Here is a 17072-nt window from a genome sequence, read left to right as displayed (position 1 = left end):
AAGGTTTGCAGGGAGTAGAGGATGATGAATCAGATTGGAAATCAACAAATGCTGCGGGAGATTAACAAGTCTCTGCTGCTGAACAATATTTATGAGCAGGGTCCGATTTCGAGAGTGGATTTGGCCCGGAAAACAAGACTAAGCCCGACGACGGTTTCCGTCCTGATGGAAGAAGCGATCCGCGAAGGGCTTGTGCGCGAGACAGGCACGGCCGGTTCGGGTGTCGGCAGGCGCATGACGCTTCTCGACATCAACGCCGCCGGCGGCTGTGTGCTTGGCGTAGATCTGTCCAACGCCCCGGCCCGCTGCGTTCTGCTGGACCTGCGGGGCAATTTGCTCGCATCGCAGCCTCTGCAGCCGGCGCAGCCTCTCTTTGGGCCGGAAGCGATGTGCAGCGAGCTTCCCCAGCTCATCCGCGCCTTCCTGGAGGAGCAGGAGACGCCGCTTGCCACCATCCGGTGGATGGGCGTATCGATTCCGGGGCGGATTGACGAGAAGCGCGAGAACGTCGTAAATTCGACCGTACTGGGCCTGGAGAACTTCCCGCTGAGAACGAAGCTTTACGAGGAGTTCAACATCCCGATGCATCTGGTGAACGATCTGGATGCCGCGGGTTTCGCCGAACGTTTTAACGGAACGGCCAAAGGTCTCCAGACGATCGTCTACATCCTCATCGATTATGGAATCGGCGCGGGTCTTGTGCTGAACAACCAGATCTACCGCGGCCGCCATGATCGTGCGGGACGTATCCGCGAGTTCAGCCGGTTCAGCACGGCGAATCTGTCCAAACGTCTGCTGGAGACGTACCCGGACACCTTCGGCGATGTGAGAGACGAAGAGCCGCTCGTCGTCCGCCGTTTCGTGGACTTGGGAATGCAGGGAGCGGAGCCCTTCGCGGGAGAGCTGGAGGAGATCATCGAGACGATCGCCTCCTACTGCGGGCACGTCCTGCAGCTGCTCAGCCCCGAACAGCTCATTCTGGGCGGCTGGATAGGCGAGAGCGAGCCGTTCTTCACGCGGCTTGCGGAGCGCATCCAAAGCCGCGAGCAGGCGAGCGTGCCGACGCCTGTCCATTCGCCCCGGTGGAAAGAGTACGGCGCCTCCATCGGCGCCGCTACGATCGGCCTCCACCGGATGTTCAAGTCGCGGACCATGAGCTGACCGCGATGCGCATAAAAAAAACCTCGTGCGGAACGAACGTAACGTTCCGCACGAGGTTTTTTGGTTTGAGGACGGAAGGCCTAAGCTTCCGTCACGAGGGAAAGTTCGCGTCCGAGTACCCAGGCGCGTTCGAGATCCAGCGACGGGCTGACGAGCAGGAAGTCCGCTTGTTTGCCGCGTGCGATGGAGCCCATGCGGTCCGCGACGCCCATCTGGCGGGCAGGGTTGCCGCTGGCGTATTCGCTCGCTTGCTGTACGCTGACTCCGATTTTGTTGACCATGAATTTGAAAGCGTCGATCATGGTCAGCGTGCTTCCGGCGAGACTTCCGCCTTCTTTCAGGCGGCAGATGCCGTCCTTCATGATCACATCGAGTCCGCCCAGCTTGTAATCGCCGTCTTCCAGACCCGCGGCGGAAATCGCATCGGTGATCATGATGAGGTTATGCTGCTTCTTCGTCTGCGTCAGCAGCTGGACGCCGGCCGGATGCACATGAACGCCGTCGGCGATAATTTCCGCATGAATCCGCGGATCGGTCAGCACGGCGCCGGCCGTGCCGGGATTCCGGTGATGCAGGGGAGTCATGGCGTTGAACGTATGAACGGCATGGCTCAAGCCGTGTTCAACCGCGCGCTGTATCGTCTCGTAGTCGGCATCCGTATGGCCTGCGGCCGCAACGATTCCGTGATCGCTGAGCCACTGGATGACGTCCATCGCTCCTTCCCGTTCGGGCGCGAGCGTCATCATTTTGACCAGGCCGGGGAAGCGGGTCTGCCAATCTTCAAGCCACTCGGATGTCGGCAGGGAGATGAATTCCGGGTTCTGGGCGCCGCTCCATTTCGGAGAAATGAACGGACCTTCCAGATGAACCCCGATCAACTGGGCATACGGCATTCCGCCGCGAATATAAGCGTCTGTGGAGGTGATAACCGCATCCAGCGCTTCGCGGGAGGCCGTGACGGATGTGGCGAGCATCGCCGTCGTACCTTTGGTGCTGTGGAAACGGGTGATCGTTTCCAGGGACTTCGCGGAAGCGTCCATGAAATCGGCCCCGTAGCCGCCGTGTACGTGAACGTCGATAAAGCCCGGCAGCAGCCAGCTTCCTTGGGCGTCTACGGCGCCGGTCAAATCAAGCTCCGCGAGTTCATGCGCCTTGTAGATGCGTTCGATACGGCCGTCTACGGCGAGCAGTGCGCCGTTGTCGACGATCGTATTTTCCGTCACAATCCGGGCGTTAACGATTAATATGCGCTCCTGCGCGGAAGTGGACCGGCTCATACGAAATTCCTCCCTGCTTCGGAATCGAGCAGAACGATCAGATGCGGGTGTGTCTGCAGCAGGCTTGCCGGACACTGGGTCGTAATCGGGCCGGTCAGCGCGCGGTGTACGATATCCGCTTTGTCGGCGCCGCGGACAACGAGAAGAATCGTTTTGGCTTTAAGAATCGTTCCTACCCCCATCGTGAGAGCATGCGTCGGAACGTCATTAATGGAAGGGAAGAAGCGTGCGTTGGCTTCGCGTGTTTTGTGGTCGAGCTCGACCAGATGAGTGCCGCTGTGGAGCTCGTCCGCCGGCTCATTGAAGCCGATGTGGCCGTTGTGGCCGAGTCCGAGAATTTGCAGGTCCACTTGTTTGATCTCGTCCAGCTCGCGATTGTAACGTGCGCACTCCTCCTGCGGGTCGGAGGCGTTGCCGTTCGGGATGCGGGTGCGCTCCGGCTGCACATCGATATGGCGGAACAAATGCTCGTTCATGTACGTACGGTAGCTTTCGGCATGACCGTCGGGAAGTCCCACATACTCGTCCAGATTGTACGTGCGTACGTTTTTAAAGCTCACGCGTCCCTTGTTGTAAGCCTTTACGATTTCTTCGTAAATGCCGATCGGGGTGCTTCCCGTAGCGAGACCGAGAACCGCATCGGGCTTCGTCTGTACAAGAGCGGTAATAATCCCCGCGCCCGCCTCGTTTAATTCCTGCTGATTTTCAAACTTGTGAATAATCATGGTTTACTCTCTCCCTTTGCTCCGGTATTTGCGGACCATGTGGTAGGTCCGTTCCAAACGGGTGACATGCTCGTCGAACCGGTCGCTGACCAGGCTCGTAAACAAAATGTCTATCACATGAAGCTGTGCGATCCGGGACGCCATATCTCCGCGGCGCATGCCTTCCTCCAAGGTAGAGGCGAACAGCTTGATGTCCGAAAGATCCGCCAGCGGATTGGAGCCGTATTTGGTCAGGCTGATCGTCGTGGCCCCCCGCTCCTTGGCGCAAAGCAGCGCCTGAATCGTTTCAGGCGTATCGCCGGAGTAGGAAACCGCGAAGGCGACGTCGCCCGGCTGAAGGTTGGAAGCGGACGTGATCTGCATGTGAGGATCCGACCATGCGGTCGCGTACCTCCCGATCCGCACCAGCTTCTGGTGGAAGTCGAGCGCTACGACGCCCGAAGTGGCGACGCCGTAAAGGTCGATCTGCCTGGCGCTCTGAAGCGCGTCGACCGCCGACTGAACCTGCCTAAGGTCCAGCAGACGGGTTGTATCGGCAATAGAGCGCAAATGGTTGGCTTCCATAGCCGACACGATTTCCTCCAGCGGATTCCCGGCGACGATATCTTGATAAGACTGGCCGGCAGGTTGAGTGGCGAGCTCCGCGCCGAGCTGGAACTTGAAATCGGTGTATCCCTGGAAGTGAAACGTTTTGCAAAAGCGGGAAATCGTAGCGGGACTCGTCTTCGACTGTTCCGCCAATTCCGTTATTCCCATGCGCACCACTTGACTGGAATGCTCGAGAATATAAATGGCAAGAACCTGTTCCTGGCGGTTCAGCCCGTGCTTCCGTTCTTCAATAGCCCGAAGAATGCTGGACATAGGTTTCCGCACCTTTTTTGAAAAAAATTTTAGTGGAATTGCAGTTTATAAAGAAAAACATTTTCATATTCATTCTAAAATATTTTAACATTAACATCAATAGGAAGTCCTAGTGAAAAGCGGACGAACAGCGGAAAAATTTTCCGCGGGACAAGTTGACAAGCCCGGCACGGTTTGCCATCCTTAAAAGAAAACCTTTAGGATGTGGAGTCCAGCTATGAATCAGTCCCCTGCACCGCAAGCGATGCTTTTTGATTTGGATGGAACGCTCTTCAAAACGGAAACGCTTCTTCTGCCGGCCTATCATGCGGCTTTCGACGCGCTTCGCCGCGAAGGGGTTTATGAAGGTCCTACGCCGTCTGACGAACGTATTCTCGGTGGGCTCGGCATGCTTCTCGAAGAAATTTGGGAGCGGGTTCTGCCCGATGTCCCGGCCGCGGTTCGCAGCCGCGCGGACGAGCTTCTGCTCGCCGAACAGATGGACCGGCTGCTTCGGGGAGAAGGCATGCTCTACGATGGCGTCGAGGAAACGCTGCAGGCGCTTCATGCCCGAGGGATCCAGCTTTTCGTCGCGAGCAACGGGCTGGAGGATTATGTCCGGGAAGTGATCCGGATGAAGGGGCTGGCGCCTCTTTTTACCGGGTTGTACAGTGCGGGCGAATACGCAACGAAGTCCAAAGTGGATCTTGTCAAACTGCTTCTGGAGCAGCACGGCTTACAAAGCGCCTGGATGGTAGGGGACCGCTCTTCCGATGTGGAAGCGGGTCACCGCAACGGGCTTAAGGTGATCGGCTGCGATTATGCGGGTTTCCGTTCCGAGCGTGAGCTTGACGAAGCCGATGTCCGGATTACGGCATTTCCGGAGCTGCTCGGCCTTCTTCCACGCGTGGAAAACTGATCAGACGATCCGACTTTTATGAATGAGCTGAATAAAGAAAATCCCCGGCGGGACAAGTTTTTATCCATCTGCCGGGGATTTTTGTTTCTAGGCGAAAGTGATTTCGGTATATATAGGATAGACCGTCCCGCGTTCCCGTATTTATTTTTTACGTAAAATTGACCGGACGCAGCATGGCCGTTGACGTTTCTCGGTTATGCTGGTACGACGGAAAGCGCAGCGGCGCTTTGAATGGAGTTTCTTATCAATTTTTAAGAAATGAAACCTTTTTAATCCAGCCTGCGTTATAGGGACAGGAAGAATACGGTAATTGGGGAGAGGGAGAAGAGCGTGGGTGCATCCCGGTTGTGGAAAAAAATGCTGATTGTGTTCATCCTGGCTTTGGCGCTCGGCCTGAGGCTATTTTACATACTGGGAGAACAATACGAGCCTGTGGAATACGATCAAAAGAACTATACGACGATGGCGGTACAAATGCTTGAAAAAGGGATTTACGGCTATAACGAGGCCAAGTCCAACACGTTAGTGACTCCCGGATTTCCCGTATTTCTGGCGGCGATTCTGGCCGTATTCGGATACACGGATATTGAACGCACGTTTATGGTGGTACGGGTTTTGCAGGTTTTTATCTCGCTCGGGGCCATTTGGTATATCTACAAGATCGGGCTGAGGCTTTTCAACCGGACGACCGGTCTGATTGCGGCGTTCTTCGCTTCCGTATACGGGACCTTCATTGTCGTGAATTCGTTGATCCTGACGGAGGTTATATTCCTGACGTCGTTTATGGCGCTCATTTATTATCAGGTCAAAATCGTACAGGAAAACCGCACCAGGGATCATCTCCTTGCCGGACTGCTCCTTGCCCTGGCCGTTCTGATCCGCCCGAATACGCTGGTGGTGGCGCCGGTTCCTTATATTTTCCTGTGGTTTCAGCACAAGAAGCCTTATTTTAAAGAAATCAGCTTCGGGGTCCTCGCTTTTGCGCTGGGGATGCTTCCTTGGTGGATACGCAATGCGATCACCTTTCATGAAATTATTTTCATTTCCAAAGGAGGAGCGGGAAATCCGCTGCTGGGCGGAACCGATCCTTACTACCGGGGAACGCTGGACTGGAGCAAAATCGACTTCAGCAACCAGCAGGGAGAGGCGATAAAACGCATCAAAGAAGGGCTGCAGACCGATCCGGCTCTCTGGATCCGCTGGTTTACGGTGGGCAAAATGAAAGAGATGTTTCTGAACAAACTGTACATAGGAGATTACGGCTCTTCGGTGCCTGCCTGGTATGCGCCTTGGATTCCAAGGTTTCACAAGTTTCTGGTCTATGCGGGAATGGGAGGCTCCCTGATCGCCTTCTTTATCCATAAAAGCTACCGGTACCTGATCACCGTATTTCTTATCCTGCTGGGGACGCAGCTTATGTTTATCCCGGAAGCACGTTACACGATCGGCATGATGCCGTTTCTTATGCTGATTATTTCCGCGCTGCTGGTTCAGGCGGTTTCCTATGCGGCAGGGATGGTCCGCGGCCGTAACAAGACGGGAAGCGGGGTCCGGAAAGATGTCCGCTCGGAAACGGACAGAAGTAAGGCCGTCTGAGGCGGTGCTGCCGCAAGGACTCTGCTCTGTTAAGCGAAAAGCCAAGGCCGGCGAACTTCGGAGGGGGCATGCCGGGATTCCTGTTCGCGCCTTCTGCCGGAAAAAGAAAATAAAAAAGCACTCGCATGGAGTGCTTTTTCATTACGTGGGGAGGGCGGCAGCTCTCCGCCCCCATGTCGGTTGATTCCGGCCGGGGACGATCAGCCCTGGTCCGTTTCGTCTTCCTTGGCGGCGGCGATTGCCCCAACTGCGGCTGCGGCTGCGGGTGCGGGCTCCAGCTCCGCGGTCAGGGGCGCGGGCTTCGCTGCCGGCTTGGCGCTCCTCGACGTCAGGCCTTTGATAAGCCCCTCGACGTCGATTCCGGAGACGTTCTTGAGCATCTCGGGCGCGGTAGCCATCAGCGAGGTGACGTAGTTGCTGATGCGCGCGGCTCCTTCGCCGTGGCCCGTATCGACAACGGTCAGCTTGTCGATGCCTTTGATCGGTTCGGCGACCTTGCCGGCCAGCTCCGGAAGCATCTTGACGATGATGTCCAGCACGGCCGCTTCGCCGAACTTCTCGAACGCCTCGGCGAGCCGCTGCTTCGCTTCGGCCTCGGCCAGACCGCGCAGCCGGATGACGTCGGCTTCGGCCGTACCGCGAGCCCGCTCGGCATCCGCAAGGGCCAGACCGTCAAGCCGCTTCTGCTCGGCCATCGCCTTGGCTTCCGCTTCGATGCGGAACTGGAGCGCTTCCGCTTCGAGCATTTTGCGCGACTTCTCGGCTTCGGCGGCCTGCACGACCGAATACCGGTCCGCGTCGGCTTTCTTCTTCACCTCGGCGTCGTACTGCTTCTCGCGGCGTAGAATCTCTTTGGATTCGAGGTCGATCTCGCGCTCTTTCCGGACGAGTTCCACGCGCATCTGCTCCTCTACTACGCTTTGCTTGGAGCGAGCTTCTTGGATGTGGTAAGCCTGGTCGGCTTCGGCCTTGGCCATATCTTGGTCTTTCTTGAAGGCCGCGACCTTCAGTTCTTTCTCCTTGCTGGCCTCGGCGATGTTCGTATCCCGCAGAAGCTCGGCCTTCTGCCCTTCTTCTTCGGCTTTCGCCTTCTGGATACGGGCGTCACGGTTGGCTTCCGCTTCGGCGATATCCGCATCGCGCTTAACGGCCGCGATTCTCGGCTTCCCGAGGGCATCGAGGTAACCGTGCTTGTCGCGGACGTCTTTGATCGTGAAGGAGACGATCTGCAGGCCCATTTTTTTGAGGTCCCGCGCCGCAACGCCCTGAACTTCCTGGGCAAACCGGTCCCGGTTGCGGTATACTTCCTCGACCGTCATGGAGCCGAGGATAGCCCGCAGGTGGCCTTCGAGAACCTCCTGGGCTTCGCTTTTCAGCGCTTCGGTCGGTTTTCCGAGAAACTGTTCGGCCGCGGTCGCCACATCTTCGACGGAACCGCCGATTTTAATGATGGCAACGGCGTCCGTCATAACCGGCACTCCCTGCTCGGTGTACACTTCCGGTGTCATGACGTCCAGCTTGTGGGAGAGCAGGGAAAGGAACTGGGCCTGCTGGAAGATCGGCAGAATAAACGCCCCGCCGCCGCGCACGATTTTCATTTTGCGGCCGGAATCGTCGATGCTGACGTTTTTGCTCCCCAGAAAGGAGCCTGTGACGATCATCGCCTCATCGGGGCTGACCGTTTTGTAACGGGCCCAGAAGGCAATACCGAGAATAAGGATGACGCCGACTATGATACCGGGGATGAGCAGTACATCTGTGTTTGGCACGGGCAAAACTCCTTTGCTTGGTTAGTTGAGAGGATCGGAATCCAGCGGAGAGACGAGCAGCACGCTGTTCTTTACCTCCACGACGACGACACGGAGGTGGCTCGGGATGCTCCGTCCGTCTAAGCTTTCCGCGATCTGATTGGTCACGCCGACGCCGGTCCGCACCATGACTTCGCCGTAACCGGAGGCGGGCACGGGCACGGTGACTTCACCGATTTTGCCGACCAGCTCCTGCAGCGAGAAGGCAACCGAATTTTCGCTGTTTTCCATCGGTTTGACGTAGACGAGGTACACCAAGACGGATAAAACGGCGGCTATCAGCAGAGAAAGCCCTCCGCTCTGCCAGGAAGTGAGTTCCGTGTACCTGGAGAGCAGAATGCCGGCCCCTCCGAAGGTTGTAATTCCCCCAACGAGAACCGCCGGCTGTAGGAATGGCAGGTGGTGTCCGGAGGCGGAGTCGAGCATACCCGAGAGATGGCCGAGAACTTCGCCGAAAATGAGGGTAGCCAAGGCAAAAAGAATGCCGGCTATAAAAAGGCCCCAATACCAGGATTCCATGTCGTCCCTCCCTTATCAAATACTGGATATTGGATATAGGATTCTATACGGGCGAGACGGAGAAGGGTTTCGGTCCGGAATTAACGGGGTTAATGATTCAGGGGTTGTTCTTTCCAGCAGGAGGGATATCCTTTATACTGAATAAAGCTGATTTTGAACAAAATGATCGGGATTTTAAATCGTAGAGATTTCAATTTAACCGACTGCATAAGATAAATGAACAGCTGGACAAGGTGATTGAAAAGCAATGAAGGAGGAAGCAAGAAGGTTATGTCCAGACAAAGTGATGTACTCATTATTATTCCGGCTTATAATGAAGAAGACGCCATCGAACAGACCGTCGATCATTTGCGGGAACACGTTGAGTACGATTATCTGATCGTGGATGACGGCTCCAAAGACCGTACGGCGGCGATTATCCGGGAGCGGGGCTACAACGGTGTACGTCTGCCCGTCAATCTCGGCATCGGCGGAGCCATGCAGACCGGGTACCGTTATGCCGCGAGACACGGCTATAAATATGCGATCCAGCTTGATGCGGACGGGCAGCACGACGCCCGGGACATAGACAAGCTGGTGCGGGAGATCCGCGAGTCCGGCAACGATATGGTGATCGGATCCCGTTTTGTCGAGAAGAGTTCTTACAAAAGCAGCCTGCCCAGACGGATCGGCATCTACTATTTCTACATGTTGATCCGCATTCTTACAGGGAACCGGATCTTCGACCCGACGTCGGGATACCGGATCGTCAACAGCAAGATCATTAGGGAATTCGCCACCTATTATCCGGTTGATTACCCGGAAGTGGAAATTCTCGTCTCTATGGCCCGCAGCAAATACCGGATCAAAGAAATCAGCGTGGAAATGAAAAAACGGCAGGGCGGCGTTTCGTCCATTAATCCGGTCCGTTCCGTGTATTACATGCTGAAGGTAACCATGTTTTCGATCATCCGGAGAAGCTTCTAGGGAGGGCAATTATTTTGATTCAGGCTATTACGATCGGGGTTACGGTCATTTTCTTGTTTCAGATTCTTTTCTACACCAGCAAGCATAAATTAAGAGACCGCCATGCGTTCACTTGGATTATGATCGCCCTGGCGGGACTTGTCACGGGCATTTGTATCCCGCTGCTCAACCGTTTCGCTCTCTGGATCGGCGTGTCATACATGCCGTCGCTGATCTTCCTGATCGTGATCGTGGTCACCTTGAGTCTGCTCGTCCATCAGACGATTCTGCTGTCCAAGCAGCAGGAGCAGATCAAGACGCTCGCACAAGAGCACGCGTATCTGGAGAACGAAGTGATGCGGCTTAAGGAACAAAGTCGAAACCAAGATAGTTACACAGGAACGGAGAGACGGGAAACGCCATGAATCCGTTACATATCGGACTGATTTTGCTGAATACGCTTATGCTGGTAAGCGGTCAATTTTTGTGGAAATTCGGGCTTTCGCGTAAAGCGGACCCTTTCGAAAGCCTGCAAAGTATCATTCATCTTATGTTTTCCCCGTTTATTCTGGGGGGGCTTTTCATCTACGGGCTTGCAACGGTTTTATGGCTGTTTATCCTGAATAAAGTGGACATCAGCATCGCCTACCCGATGCAGAGCATCGCTTATCTGATCACAGTCATCGGGGCGTATTATATTTTCAACGAACAAATGTCGTTACTTAAAATCGCCGGATGCGTGGTGATCCTGATCGGCGTGGGAATGATCGGTTTATCGGCGCGTTATTCGTAACGCGCTTTTGATTTTTTACGGAAAGCGGGGAATGCATCATGCCGCACAGGCTTCGATCTATACCGGTCCGGGGCTGGCTCTGGATGGTTGTGCTGCTCACTACACTGTTGAAGCTGGTGGTGGTGTTTAAATACGGCTCCTCCTACAACTTGGGATCGGATGACCAGTCTTATCTGGAAACCGCGCGGATCTGGCTGGAAAAAGGAATGTTTACCTACAATGACTCGTCGAAGCCGACGGTGTTTATTACGCCTGCTCTTCCGGCTTTTATCGCCCTGTTTATGAGCGGACTTGGAACGGGGTACGTGCTGGAACAGACGATCCGGGTCGTTCAGGTCCTCATGGTTTCTTTCTCGATGATTCTTTTGTTCAAAATCGGAATCCGGCTGTTTAACGAGAGAACCGCGCTGATCGCCGTCGTTTTGACAGCCGTTTATCCGCCAATGTGGAACATTTCGTTTTATATTTTGACGGAAGCTTTGTTTGTGCTCGCTCTGATGCTTCTGGTGCATGGCGCGCTGAAAGCGATGGACAAGCCGACCGCGGGAAATGCCGTCTGGTTCGGGCTGATGTGGGCGTTTGCCGTTTACGTAAGGCCGACGATCGCGCTTTGGCCGGGATTTTTTCTGCTGCTGCTCATTTACTGGCGGGCGATCCCGTGGAAAAAACTGGCGGTTTGCCTGGCGGTCTCCGCTCTGGTATTTGTCCTCTGCCTCATGCCATGGTGGGTCCGCAACTACGAAGTGTCCGGAGGGCAGTTTATTCCGCTGACGAAATCCAGCGGTAATCCGCTGCTCCTCGGCACGTTTCCTTACGGGCCTCCGCCTGTAGCCGAACAGCGGACGTGGCACGCATCAAGCGATCTGTGGGTCAATGACGCGTTTGACACGCAGTGGGCCAAGGAGCGGATCCGGACGGGTTTTGCGAAGCAGCCGCTGTATTACCTCCAGTGGTACACGATCGGGAAGTTTGCGACCTTCTGGGGGGACGTGTACTATTGGAACGCCGTAAATTGGGTTAGTCTCATTCTGCCCGTAGGGATTCACTATACCATTCTCGGGTTCGGCATTCGGGGAATCTGGCTGGCGAGAGGGAAGCGGCTGACGTACCTTCTGACCGTGCTGTTCGCTTACATGTCCTTGCTTCACATGATTTATTTGGCGCATTCGCGGTATTCGGCTCCGTTGATGCCGTTTATGGCTCTTTTTGCCGGCTATGCGATTCTTCAGGCGTGGGAACGCAGAGGAAGAACAGGCGCGGCAGCCGGCCGCAAACATCAAAAACCATCCCTGCCGTAAAGCCGGGATGGTTTTTTTTATGGGTTCATTTGGTCTTGTTTTTGTTTGCCAGATATACGCTGTAACCGATAATGCGCGTCAGCGATTTTTTGCGGATGTGGGGTTCGTCGAATTTCATCGGTTTGGAATTGGCTTCGAAAAACCAGATGCGTCCGTCGAGGTCGACGCCCAGATCCATCGACATCTCCCCGAGCTTCTGCTTGGAGGTTTGTTCCACGCTGTTTGCCATAAGCAGTGCGGTGCTGCGCGTCCGCTGGAGAATCCGCTTGGCCTTGAGCGGACCGAATGATTTCTCCAGCAGCCTTGCCGGATCGTCGATGGAGCCTCCCCGAGGCACATGTGTCGTAATGCTCCGTTTGCCGGCGACTCTGGCTCCGATTCCGGTTACGCTCCACGTGCCTTTCGACGTCTTCTGAAGAAGCGCGCGCAGATCGAAAGGACGTTTGTTAAAGTTTGAAAGGAGGATTCCCTGTTGAATGATATAGTTTTCATCCTTTTTGTTCTCGGCGATCCGGTTCCAGACATCGGATAAGTTCGTGAATAACTCGTAATGCGAGTCCGCAGTTTCCTGCATGGTCAGCTTGTAAGTTTGCGCTCCGCTTTTCTTCGTGATCCGTTCCAGGCGCATGATCCCTTTGCCGGCTTTCCCTTCAACGGGTTTGAGGTAGATGAAAGGGAACCTTTTGAGCATCGACTCCAGGACGGCCTGGCTGCTCAACTGTTTCGTAACCGGCACGTATTTGCGGATTTCGGGAGACTGATCGAGCCATTCGAAGAGCGTCCATTTGTCGAAAAAGAACGGGTTGAACAAATGGACCTGCTTGCTGCGGATGCAGGCCTGGATCGTCCGCTGCACGTCGCTCTGGATTTCGAGCCGGCGTGTCGGGATCCGGTTGTAAATGACATCGGGAAGAGGCATCAGCTGTTTGTTCCATTTTTTTGAGGCAAGCTGATAACAGTAGGCCTGAACCTGCTTGCCGCTCAATTTCAGATCGGATGTAGTGACTACATAAACGAGAGCACCCTGTTCGTAGCCGGCTTTGATCAAATCAATGAAATTTTCACGATTTCCCGAGAATTGGCGTTTTGGATCGGGTGTTGTTAATATTCCGATGCACAGAGGCTGCTGCTTTTTATGGGCGCTAACGTCCACTAACCATCCCTCCCCGCACGAAAGCGGCTTAAATAGACGCAGTGCTCATAGATATAGTTAAGGGAAGCTTTATCCTGGGATTTCAACCCCGGGTGTTTGAAGATGGAACGTCCCGGCTTCGCGTTCGCTTCGAACATCCACGTCTTCTCGTTCTGGTCGATGCCGAGATCGAAGCCGAGTTCCCCCAGACGGTGGTTGTAGTTTGTTTCGATCGCTTCCGCAAGCTCGATGGACGTCTCTTTCATGCGGGTCAAGACGGCGTCGCTTCTGTTGCCGTACACCTGCTTCAAGGCCTGCTCCGCCGTCATCAGCTGGCCGCCGTTGCGCAGATGGGTCGTAACGCTTCCCTTGCCCGCCTTTTTAGCGCCGATGGCGGCAACGACCCACTGATTGCTTCCGTTTTTGGTCAGATGGAAGCGGAAATCGATGGGGCAGCCGTCGATCTCGATCAGCCGGATTCCCTGCTGGGTTACATAGCTGTTCAGCTTGCCGCGGTTGATGCCGAGCATTTTGACGAGCCCTTCGTATTTGTTGAAGCGCAGCAGCACATTTTTGCCGTTGCGGCGGTAGCGTACGAAATACCCGCGGTCGGTTGAATACGTGATGCGGTAAATGCCGATGCCGAGACTTCCCGCCGTCGGTTTCAAATAAATGAATTTGTGGCGGGTGAGAAGATCTTGCAGCTGTTCCGCCGTAGGGTCCAGGACCGATTCCGGCACGTATTTAAAGGCCGGATCGTTTTCAAGCAGCCGGTACACATCCCATTTATCGAAGAAAGCCCAGTTGAATAAAGGGATATTTCGTCTGACGAAGCGCTGCTTGAAGTCCTCCATGGAGAGCAATTTCTCCGCTTTACGGCTGGGAAGCCGGTTGTAAACCACATCCGGAAGCGGAACGGTTTTACGGACCCAGCCTCCCTGCGGTTGAAGCATATAGCCGTTTACAGTGCCCTGCTGCCAGTTGACATCCTTAGGCGAAAAGGCGATGTGGAACGATTTGCGTTCCCCCGGCTGCATCAGCGAACGGATAAACGGTGTTCTCGTTCCGAAAGGACCGGCCGTGGTGCTGGACACATTCGTGAGAATTCCGATTACGGGACCGAGCCGGATATCTCTGCCGCTTCCGCTCGCTGCCAGGCACGGACCGATCCGCGGAAGTTTCACGGAAGTAATGACGGACTGGGGCAGATAGAGGTGGAGTCCGCTTTTTTTGATATACCGGGCCGGGAGTGTAATGGATTTGGAGCCGACCTGGAGCTGCAGCGTCTTGTTTTTTGACAAGCGCAGCGCCTTGGCCAGTTCACCGGATACCAAAATATTTTTTTCCTGTTTGGAATTTACGTGAACCGTGCACGTCGTCAAACTCATTGGGTTACCCTCCTAAACTTGTTGCCCCTGCCGGTTCCCGCTGCGTTCTCAGCAAATAGGCGGCGTACCGGACCGGATTAGAGGCGGCTGAGCGGGCGGTTTTCCCGCCGTCAATGCTCTGGAAGGCTGCTCTGCCGGGCTTGGAATTAACCTCCAGAATGTGGATGCGTCCATCCCGGCAAACGCCGAAATCGATGCCCAGCTCGGCCAGACGCCCATGCGACGATTCCAGAATAAGCGCAATTCGATGGGATAAAACGGACAGTGTCTTCATTAGCCTGCCGGACGCCCCGCCGGGAAAATGTTCCCTCAGAAAAGCTTCGGCCTCGCAGGGGATGCCGCCGCCGTGGAGATTGGACGTCACGCTTCCCGGGCGGCCCGAGCGCACAACCATTCCGGTCAACTTCCAAAGGCCGCGTCCGTCTTTTTGCATAAGAGAACGGATATCGTAAGCCGTACCGTCCGGTGTAGTCAGCGGCAGGTACTGCTGGAGCAAATAGCGGCGTTTGCCTATGAAATCGCGGACCCAGCGCCGCATTTCCAGCGTCGTGCCGAAATCCTGCCGCACCGGACGGTTCGCCCGGTCGCGGCCGCGTACGCTCCACGAAAAGTCCGTTCCGGGACTGCAGTAAATATGCAGGGTGCCTTTGCCGTGCATGCCTGCTTCGGGCTTCAGAAAAGCGGCCCCGTGCAGCTCAAGCCACGGTTCAAGCTGGTGCGGGTCAGTCAGGCGCCGGGTAAGCGGCAAATGCGGGGCGAGGGCCGGGTCGGCCGCCAGCAGGCGCTGGACGTCCCATTTGCCCCGGAGGCCTCCGCCCAGAAACCGGATACCGGGCAGCCGGTGAAGCCGGTTCAACTGCCGGCGGTAAAGACGCTGCTCTGCGGAATTGGAGCAAAAGCAGCGGTCATAAAGGACGGCGGGAAGAGGGAAGGTGCCTTCTCTCCAAGCGGAATCCGAGGGACTGTACAGGAAGCCGTCTACCGTCTCATATTCGAAAGAGATTCCGTCCGGGCTGAACACGATGACCTCGATTCCTTCGGCCGCCCCGTTCTGGCTCAGCCTCCGGAAAAAGGATTCGGAACCTCCGGCGGGCGCCGTTTTGCCCGGCGAGGCCAGAACGCCCAGACACCGATTCACTGTATGATCCATACGACCCACCGCCTTCTTGTTCTACATAAAGCCGGCCAAATAAACGGCGTAGTCAAGGAGACGCCGGACGGACGGCCGCACAAGCGTTTCCTCAGCCGGGGAGGGAAGGGAGAATTCCTCACGGGAAGGCTTGGAGTTCACTTCCAGCAGTTTTACCTGCCCGGCGGTGTCCAGAGCCAGGTCCACGCCGAGCTCCCCGAACGTTCCCTTCACGTTTCTGCTGATGGCCTGAGCGACTATCAGCGCCGTACTTTTTAAAGTACGCTGAATGCTCCCTTTGCGTGAGGCCAACGAAGTCCCGGCCAGCGCTTCCGGGACGGCTGTCATCGTTCCGCCTCTCGCAAGGTTGGATACGAAGTGCTGCTCCGCCGCGATCCGGGCCACGATGGAGCTCAGAACCCATTCTCCTCCGCCGTCTCTCTGAACGAGGGCACGGAAATCGACGGGGCGGCCGCCGATTGTCAGCAGGTCCAGGCCTTCCTGGATCTGATAAGCCTGTGTCCGGATTTTTCCCGCCATATGGAAGTAAGCCTCGAATAGATCGGGATAGGGAAGGACGACGGTCCCGCTGAGCGCGGAGAACCGGACTTCACAGCTGCCGTCCTCCCGGACGTGCAGGCGGAAAATTCCTTTGCCGAGACTGCCGGAGGCCGGTTTTATAAATAAGGTCCGGTGCCGGGCGGACATGGCCTTCAGCATGTGGTAGTTGGAGAACGGATGAGACTCCGGCAGGCAGTTCTGAAGAGCGGTCTCACTGCCCAGGGCGGAGAATACGGCGTTCTTATCGAGGTATTTATCGTTGAAAATATGCGTCTGGTGACGCAGTTGAACGGCTTTGAGGAAATGCTGGACTTCCGGTTTGTTTTCGTATTTGCGTGAAGTCAGCCGGTTGTAAATAACGTGCGGGACGGGAAAAATTCCTTTTTTCCATTTCTCGTCGTAATACAGGCCTCCCAGATCGGGAAAAGTGTGTATTTCTTCGGGAGAGAAAAAGAACAGGCTGACCCCGGCTTCCTCGCCTGCTTTGGTCAGCTCCCGGCAGAAGGTTGTCATGGAGCCGAACGGCATTTCCTGAGACGAGTAGAGCCTGCTGAGCAGAACCCCGACGAGCGGACCCGCGTAAAGCGTGGCGGCGGAAGGCTGATAAACGAGCGAGAGCCTGCACCCGCCGTGAATGCCGAGCCGGCGCCTCAGCGCCGGATGAAGGCATAGCTCTTCGTCCGGACTCGCGCCCGGTTCTGCAGCCGGCCGGACCACCGCTTCGCAGGACGCGGAACCGAAGCGGAGCTTGACGGCGCTGTCCGGGGCCAAGCGGCATGCCCGGATCATTTCCGGGCTCAGCAGGACGGTCCGTTCGTCTTCGTAGAGAGCGGGATCGAGGCTGCGGACATGGAAGATGCGGGTCATGGGAAAACTCCTTCGCTTCGCGGTATAAGCGGTGCCGGCGGCTGCAACTAAAGAATTACTTCATCATATGAGGACATATATCCCTTGGTGCAAGGGCGAATGCGGGGTTTCGGC

General features: G+C 55.8%; 16 protein-coding genes. 7 read left to right on the top strand and 9 right to left on the bottom strand.

What is annotated here, in order from left to right:
- Positions 1-24: 24 nt before the first annotated feature.
- On the top strand, positions 25-1161 hold the full coding sequence (locus tag PCH01S_RS10105) for an ROK family transcriptional regulator (RefSeq protein WP_042228990.1): 1137 nt from the start codon (positions 25-27) through the stop codon (positions 1159-1161).
- A gap of 80 nt (positions 1162-1241) precedes the next feature.
- Here PCH01S_RS10105 and nagA read toward each other — a convergent pair whose 3' ends face one another.
- Genes nagA through PCH01S_RS10090 form a run of 3 tightly spaced genes read right to left on the bottom strand, consistent with a single transcriptional unit; the run spans position 1242 to position 4024 of the window.
- Positions 1242-2438 carry an N-acetylglucosamine-6-phosphate deacetylase gene (gene nagA, locus PCH01S_RS10100; protein ID WP_042228988.1) on the bottom strand — a complete coding sequence of 399 codons (1197 nt, stop codon included), beginning with the start codon at positions 2436-2438 and terminating at the stop codon, positions 1242-1244.
- Positions 2435-3163: a glucosamine-6-phosphate deaminase gene (nagB, locus tag PCH01S_RS10095; protein WP_042228987.1), complete on the bottom strand. Its 729-nt coding sequence runs from the start codon at positions 3161-3163 to the stop codon at positions 2435-2437. The genes nagA and nagB overlap by 4 nt, the downstream gene beginning before the upstream one ends.
- Before the next feature lie 3 nt (positions 3164-3166).
- Positions 3167-4024 (bottom strand): MurR/RpiR family transcriptional regulator, encoded by an 858-nt coding sequence (locus tag PCH01S_RS10090; RefSeq protein ID WP_042228985.1) that lies wholly within the window; start codon positions 4022-4024, stop codon positions 3167-3169.
- Positions 4025-4241: 217 nt separating this feature from the next.
- On the opposite strand from PCH01S_RS10090, the gene PCH01S_RS10085 reads away from it, so the two are divergent.
- Positions 4242-4922 (top strand): HAD family hydrolase, encoded by a 681-nt coding sequence (locus PCH01S_RS10085; protein ID WP_042228984.1) that lies wholly within the window; start codon positions 4242-4244, stop codon positions 4920-4922.
- A 330-nt stretch (positions 4923-5252) separates the two neighbouring features.
- Positions 5253-6518 carry an ArnT family glycosyltransferase gene (locus PCH01S_RS10080; RefSeq protein ID WP_042228983.1) on the top strand — a complete coding sequence of 422 codons (1266 nt, stop codon included), beginning with the start codon at positions 5253-5255 and terminating at the stop codon, positions 6516-6518.
- Positions 6519-6718: 200 nt separating this feature from the next.
- Here the strand turns inward: PCH01S_RS10080 and PCH01S_RS10075 are convergent, their stop codons facing one another.
- On the bottom strand, positions 6719-8287 hold the full coding sequence (locus PCH01S_RS10075; protein ID WP_042228981.1) for a flotillin family protein: 1569 nt from the start codon (positions 8285-8287) through the stop codon (positions 6719-6721).
- A 21-nt stretch (positions 8288-8308) separates the two neighbouring features.
- Positions 8309-8845 (bottom strand): LptF/LptG permease family protein, encoded by a 537-nt coding sequence (locus PCH01S_RS10070; RefSeq protein ID WP_042228979.1) that lies wholly within the window; start codon positions 8843-8845, stop codon positions 8309-8311.
- A 270-nt stretch (positions 8846-9115) separates the two neighbouring features.
- Here PCH01S_RS10070 and PCH01S_RS10065 point away from each other — a divergent pair, with 270 nt between their 5' ends.
- From PCH01S_RS10065 to PCH01S_RS10050, 4 genes are read left to right on the top strand one after another with little or no spacing between them, the layout of a single operon-like run.
- Positions 9116-9811, top strand: coding sequence for a glycosyltransferase family 2 protein (locus tag PCH01S_RS10065; RefSeq protein ID WP_042228978.1), 696 nt, complete (start codon positions 9116-9118; stop codon positions 9809-9811).
- Positions 9812-9825: 14 nt separating this feature from the next.
- The gene (locus tag PCH01S_RS10060; protein WP_042228976.1) at positions 9826-10215 is read left to right on the top strand and encodes a DUF2304 domain-containing protein; all 390 of its coding nucleotides are present in this window, start codon (positions 9826-9828) and stop codon (positions 10213-10215) included.
- The gene (locus PCH01S_RS10055) at positions 10212-10583 is read left to right on the top strand and encodes an EamA family transporter (RefSeq protein WP_042228973.1); all 372 of its coding nucleotides are present in this window, start codon (positions 10212-10214) and stop codon (positions 10581-10583) included. The genes PCH01S_RS10060 and PCH01S_RS10055 overlap by 4 nt, the downstream gene beginning before the upstream one ends.
- 38 nt (positions 10584-10621) lie before the next feature.
- A complete protein-coding gene (locus PCH01S_RS10050; protein ID WP_042228972.1) occupies positions 10622-11881 on the top strand; it encodes an ArnT family glycosyltransferase in 1260 nt (419 codons plus the stop codon).
- 25 nt (positions 11882-11906) lie between these two features.
- Here PCH01S_RS10050 and PCH01S_RS10045 read toward each other — a convergent pair whose 3' ends face one another.
- Genes PCH01S_RS10045 through PCH01S_RS10030 form a run of 4 tightly spaced genes read right to left on the bottom strand, consistent with a single transcriptional unit; the run spans position 11907 to position 16958 of the window.
- Positions 11907-13034: a YheC/YheD family endospore coat-associated protein gene (locus PCH01S_RS10045; protein WP_042228971.1), complete on the bottom strand. Its 1128-nt coding sequence runs from the start codon at positions 13032-13034 to the stop codon at positions 11907-11909.
- Entirely contained in the window at positions 13034-14401 is a 1368-nt protein-coding gene (locus tag PCH01S_RS10040) for a YheC/YheD family endospore coat-associated protein (protein ID WP_042228970.1), read from the bottom strand. Before PCH01S_RS10040 ends, PCH01S_RS10045 begins: the two co-directional genes overlap by 1 nt.
- Positions 14402-14405: 4 nt before the next feature.
- Positions 14406-15551, bottom strand: coding sequence for a YheC/YheD family endospore coat-associated protein (locus PCH01S_RS10035; RefSeq protein ID WP_042228968.1), 1146 nt, complete (start codon positions 15549-15551; stop codon positions 14406-14408).
- Between the two features lie 21 nt (positions 15552-15572).
- Positions 15573-16958 (bottom strand): YheC/YheD family endospore coat-associated protein, encoded by a 1386-nt coding sequence (locus PCH01S_RS10030; RefSeq protein WP_042228967.1) that lies wholly within the window; start codon positions 16956-16958, stop codon positions 15573-15575.
- Between the last annotated feature and the right edge of the window lie 114 nt (positions 16959-17072).

Source organism: Paenibacillus chitinolyticus NBRC 15660 (genome assembly GCF_000739915.1).
GTDB lineage: Bacteria > Bacillota > Bacilli > Paenibacillales > NBRC-103111 > Paenibacillus_F > Paenibacillus_F chitinolyticus.
The sequence above is the reverse complement of the archived record's forward strand: the minus strand, read 5'-3'. Positions and strand labels throughout refer to the sequence as shown.

Bases quoted from the DNA above. Each gene is read 5' to 3' on its own strand.
- PCH01S_RS10105 (WP_042228990.1), top strand. From the start codon at position 25: ATGAATCAGATTGGAAATCAACAAATGCTGCGGGAGATTAACAAGTCT.
- nagA (WP_042228988.1), bottom strand. From the start codon at position 2,438: ATGAGCCGGTCCACTTCCGCGCAGGAGCGCATATTAATCGTTAACGCC.
- nagB (WP_042228987.1), bottom strand. From the start codon at position 3,163: ATGATTATTCACAAGTTTGAAAATCAGCAGGAATTAAACGAGGCGGGC.
- PCH01S_RS10090 (WP_042228985.1), bottom strand. From the start codon at position 4,024: ATGTCCAGCATTCTTCGGGCTATTGAAGAACGGAAGCACGGGCTGAAC.
- PCH01S_RS10085 (WP_042228984.1), top strand. From the start codon at position 4,242: ATGAATCAGTCCCCTGCACCGCAAGCGATGCTTTTTGATTTGGATGGA.
- PCH01S_RS10070 (WP_042228979.1), bottom strand. From the start codon at position 8,845: ATGGAATCCTGGTATTGGGGCCTTTTTATAGCCGGCATTCTTTTTGCC.
- PCH01S_RS10065 (WP_042228978.1), top strand. From the start codon at position 9,116: ATGTCCAGACAAAGTGATGTACTCATTATTATTCCGGCTTATAATGAA.
- PCH01S_RS10055 (WP_042228973.1), top strand. From the start codon at position 10,212: ATGAATCCGTTACATATCGGACTGATTTTGCTGAATACGCTTATGCTG.
- PCH01S_RS10050 (WP_042228972.1), top strand. From the start codon at position 10,622: ATGCCGCACAGGCTTCGATCTATACCGGTCCGGGGCTGGCTCTGGATG.
- PCH01S_RS10040 (WP_042228970.1), bottom strand. From the start codon at position 14,401: ATGAGTTTGACGACGTGCACGGTTCACGTAAATTCCAAACAGGAAAAA.
- PCH01S_RS10035 (WP_042228968.1), bottom strand. From the start codon at position 15,551: ATGGATCATACAGTGAATCGGTGTCTGGGCGTTCTGGCCTCGCCGGGC.
- PCH01S_RS10030 (WP_042228967.1), bottom strand. From the start codon at position 16,958: ATGACCCGCATCTTCCATGTCCGCAGCCTCGATCCCGCTCTCTACGAA.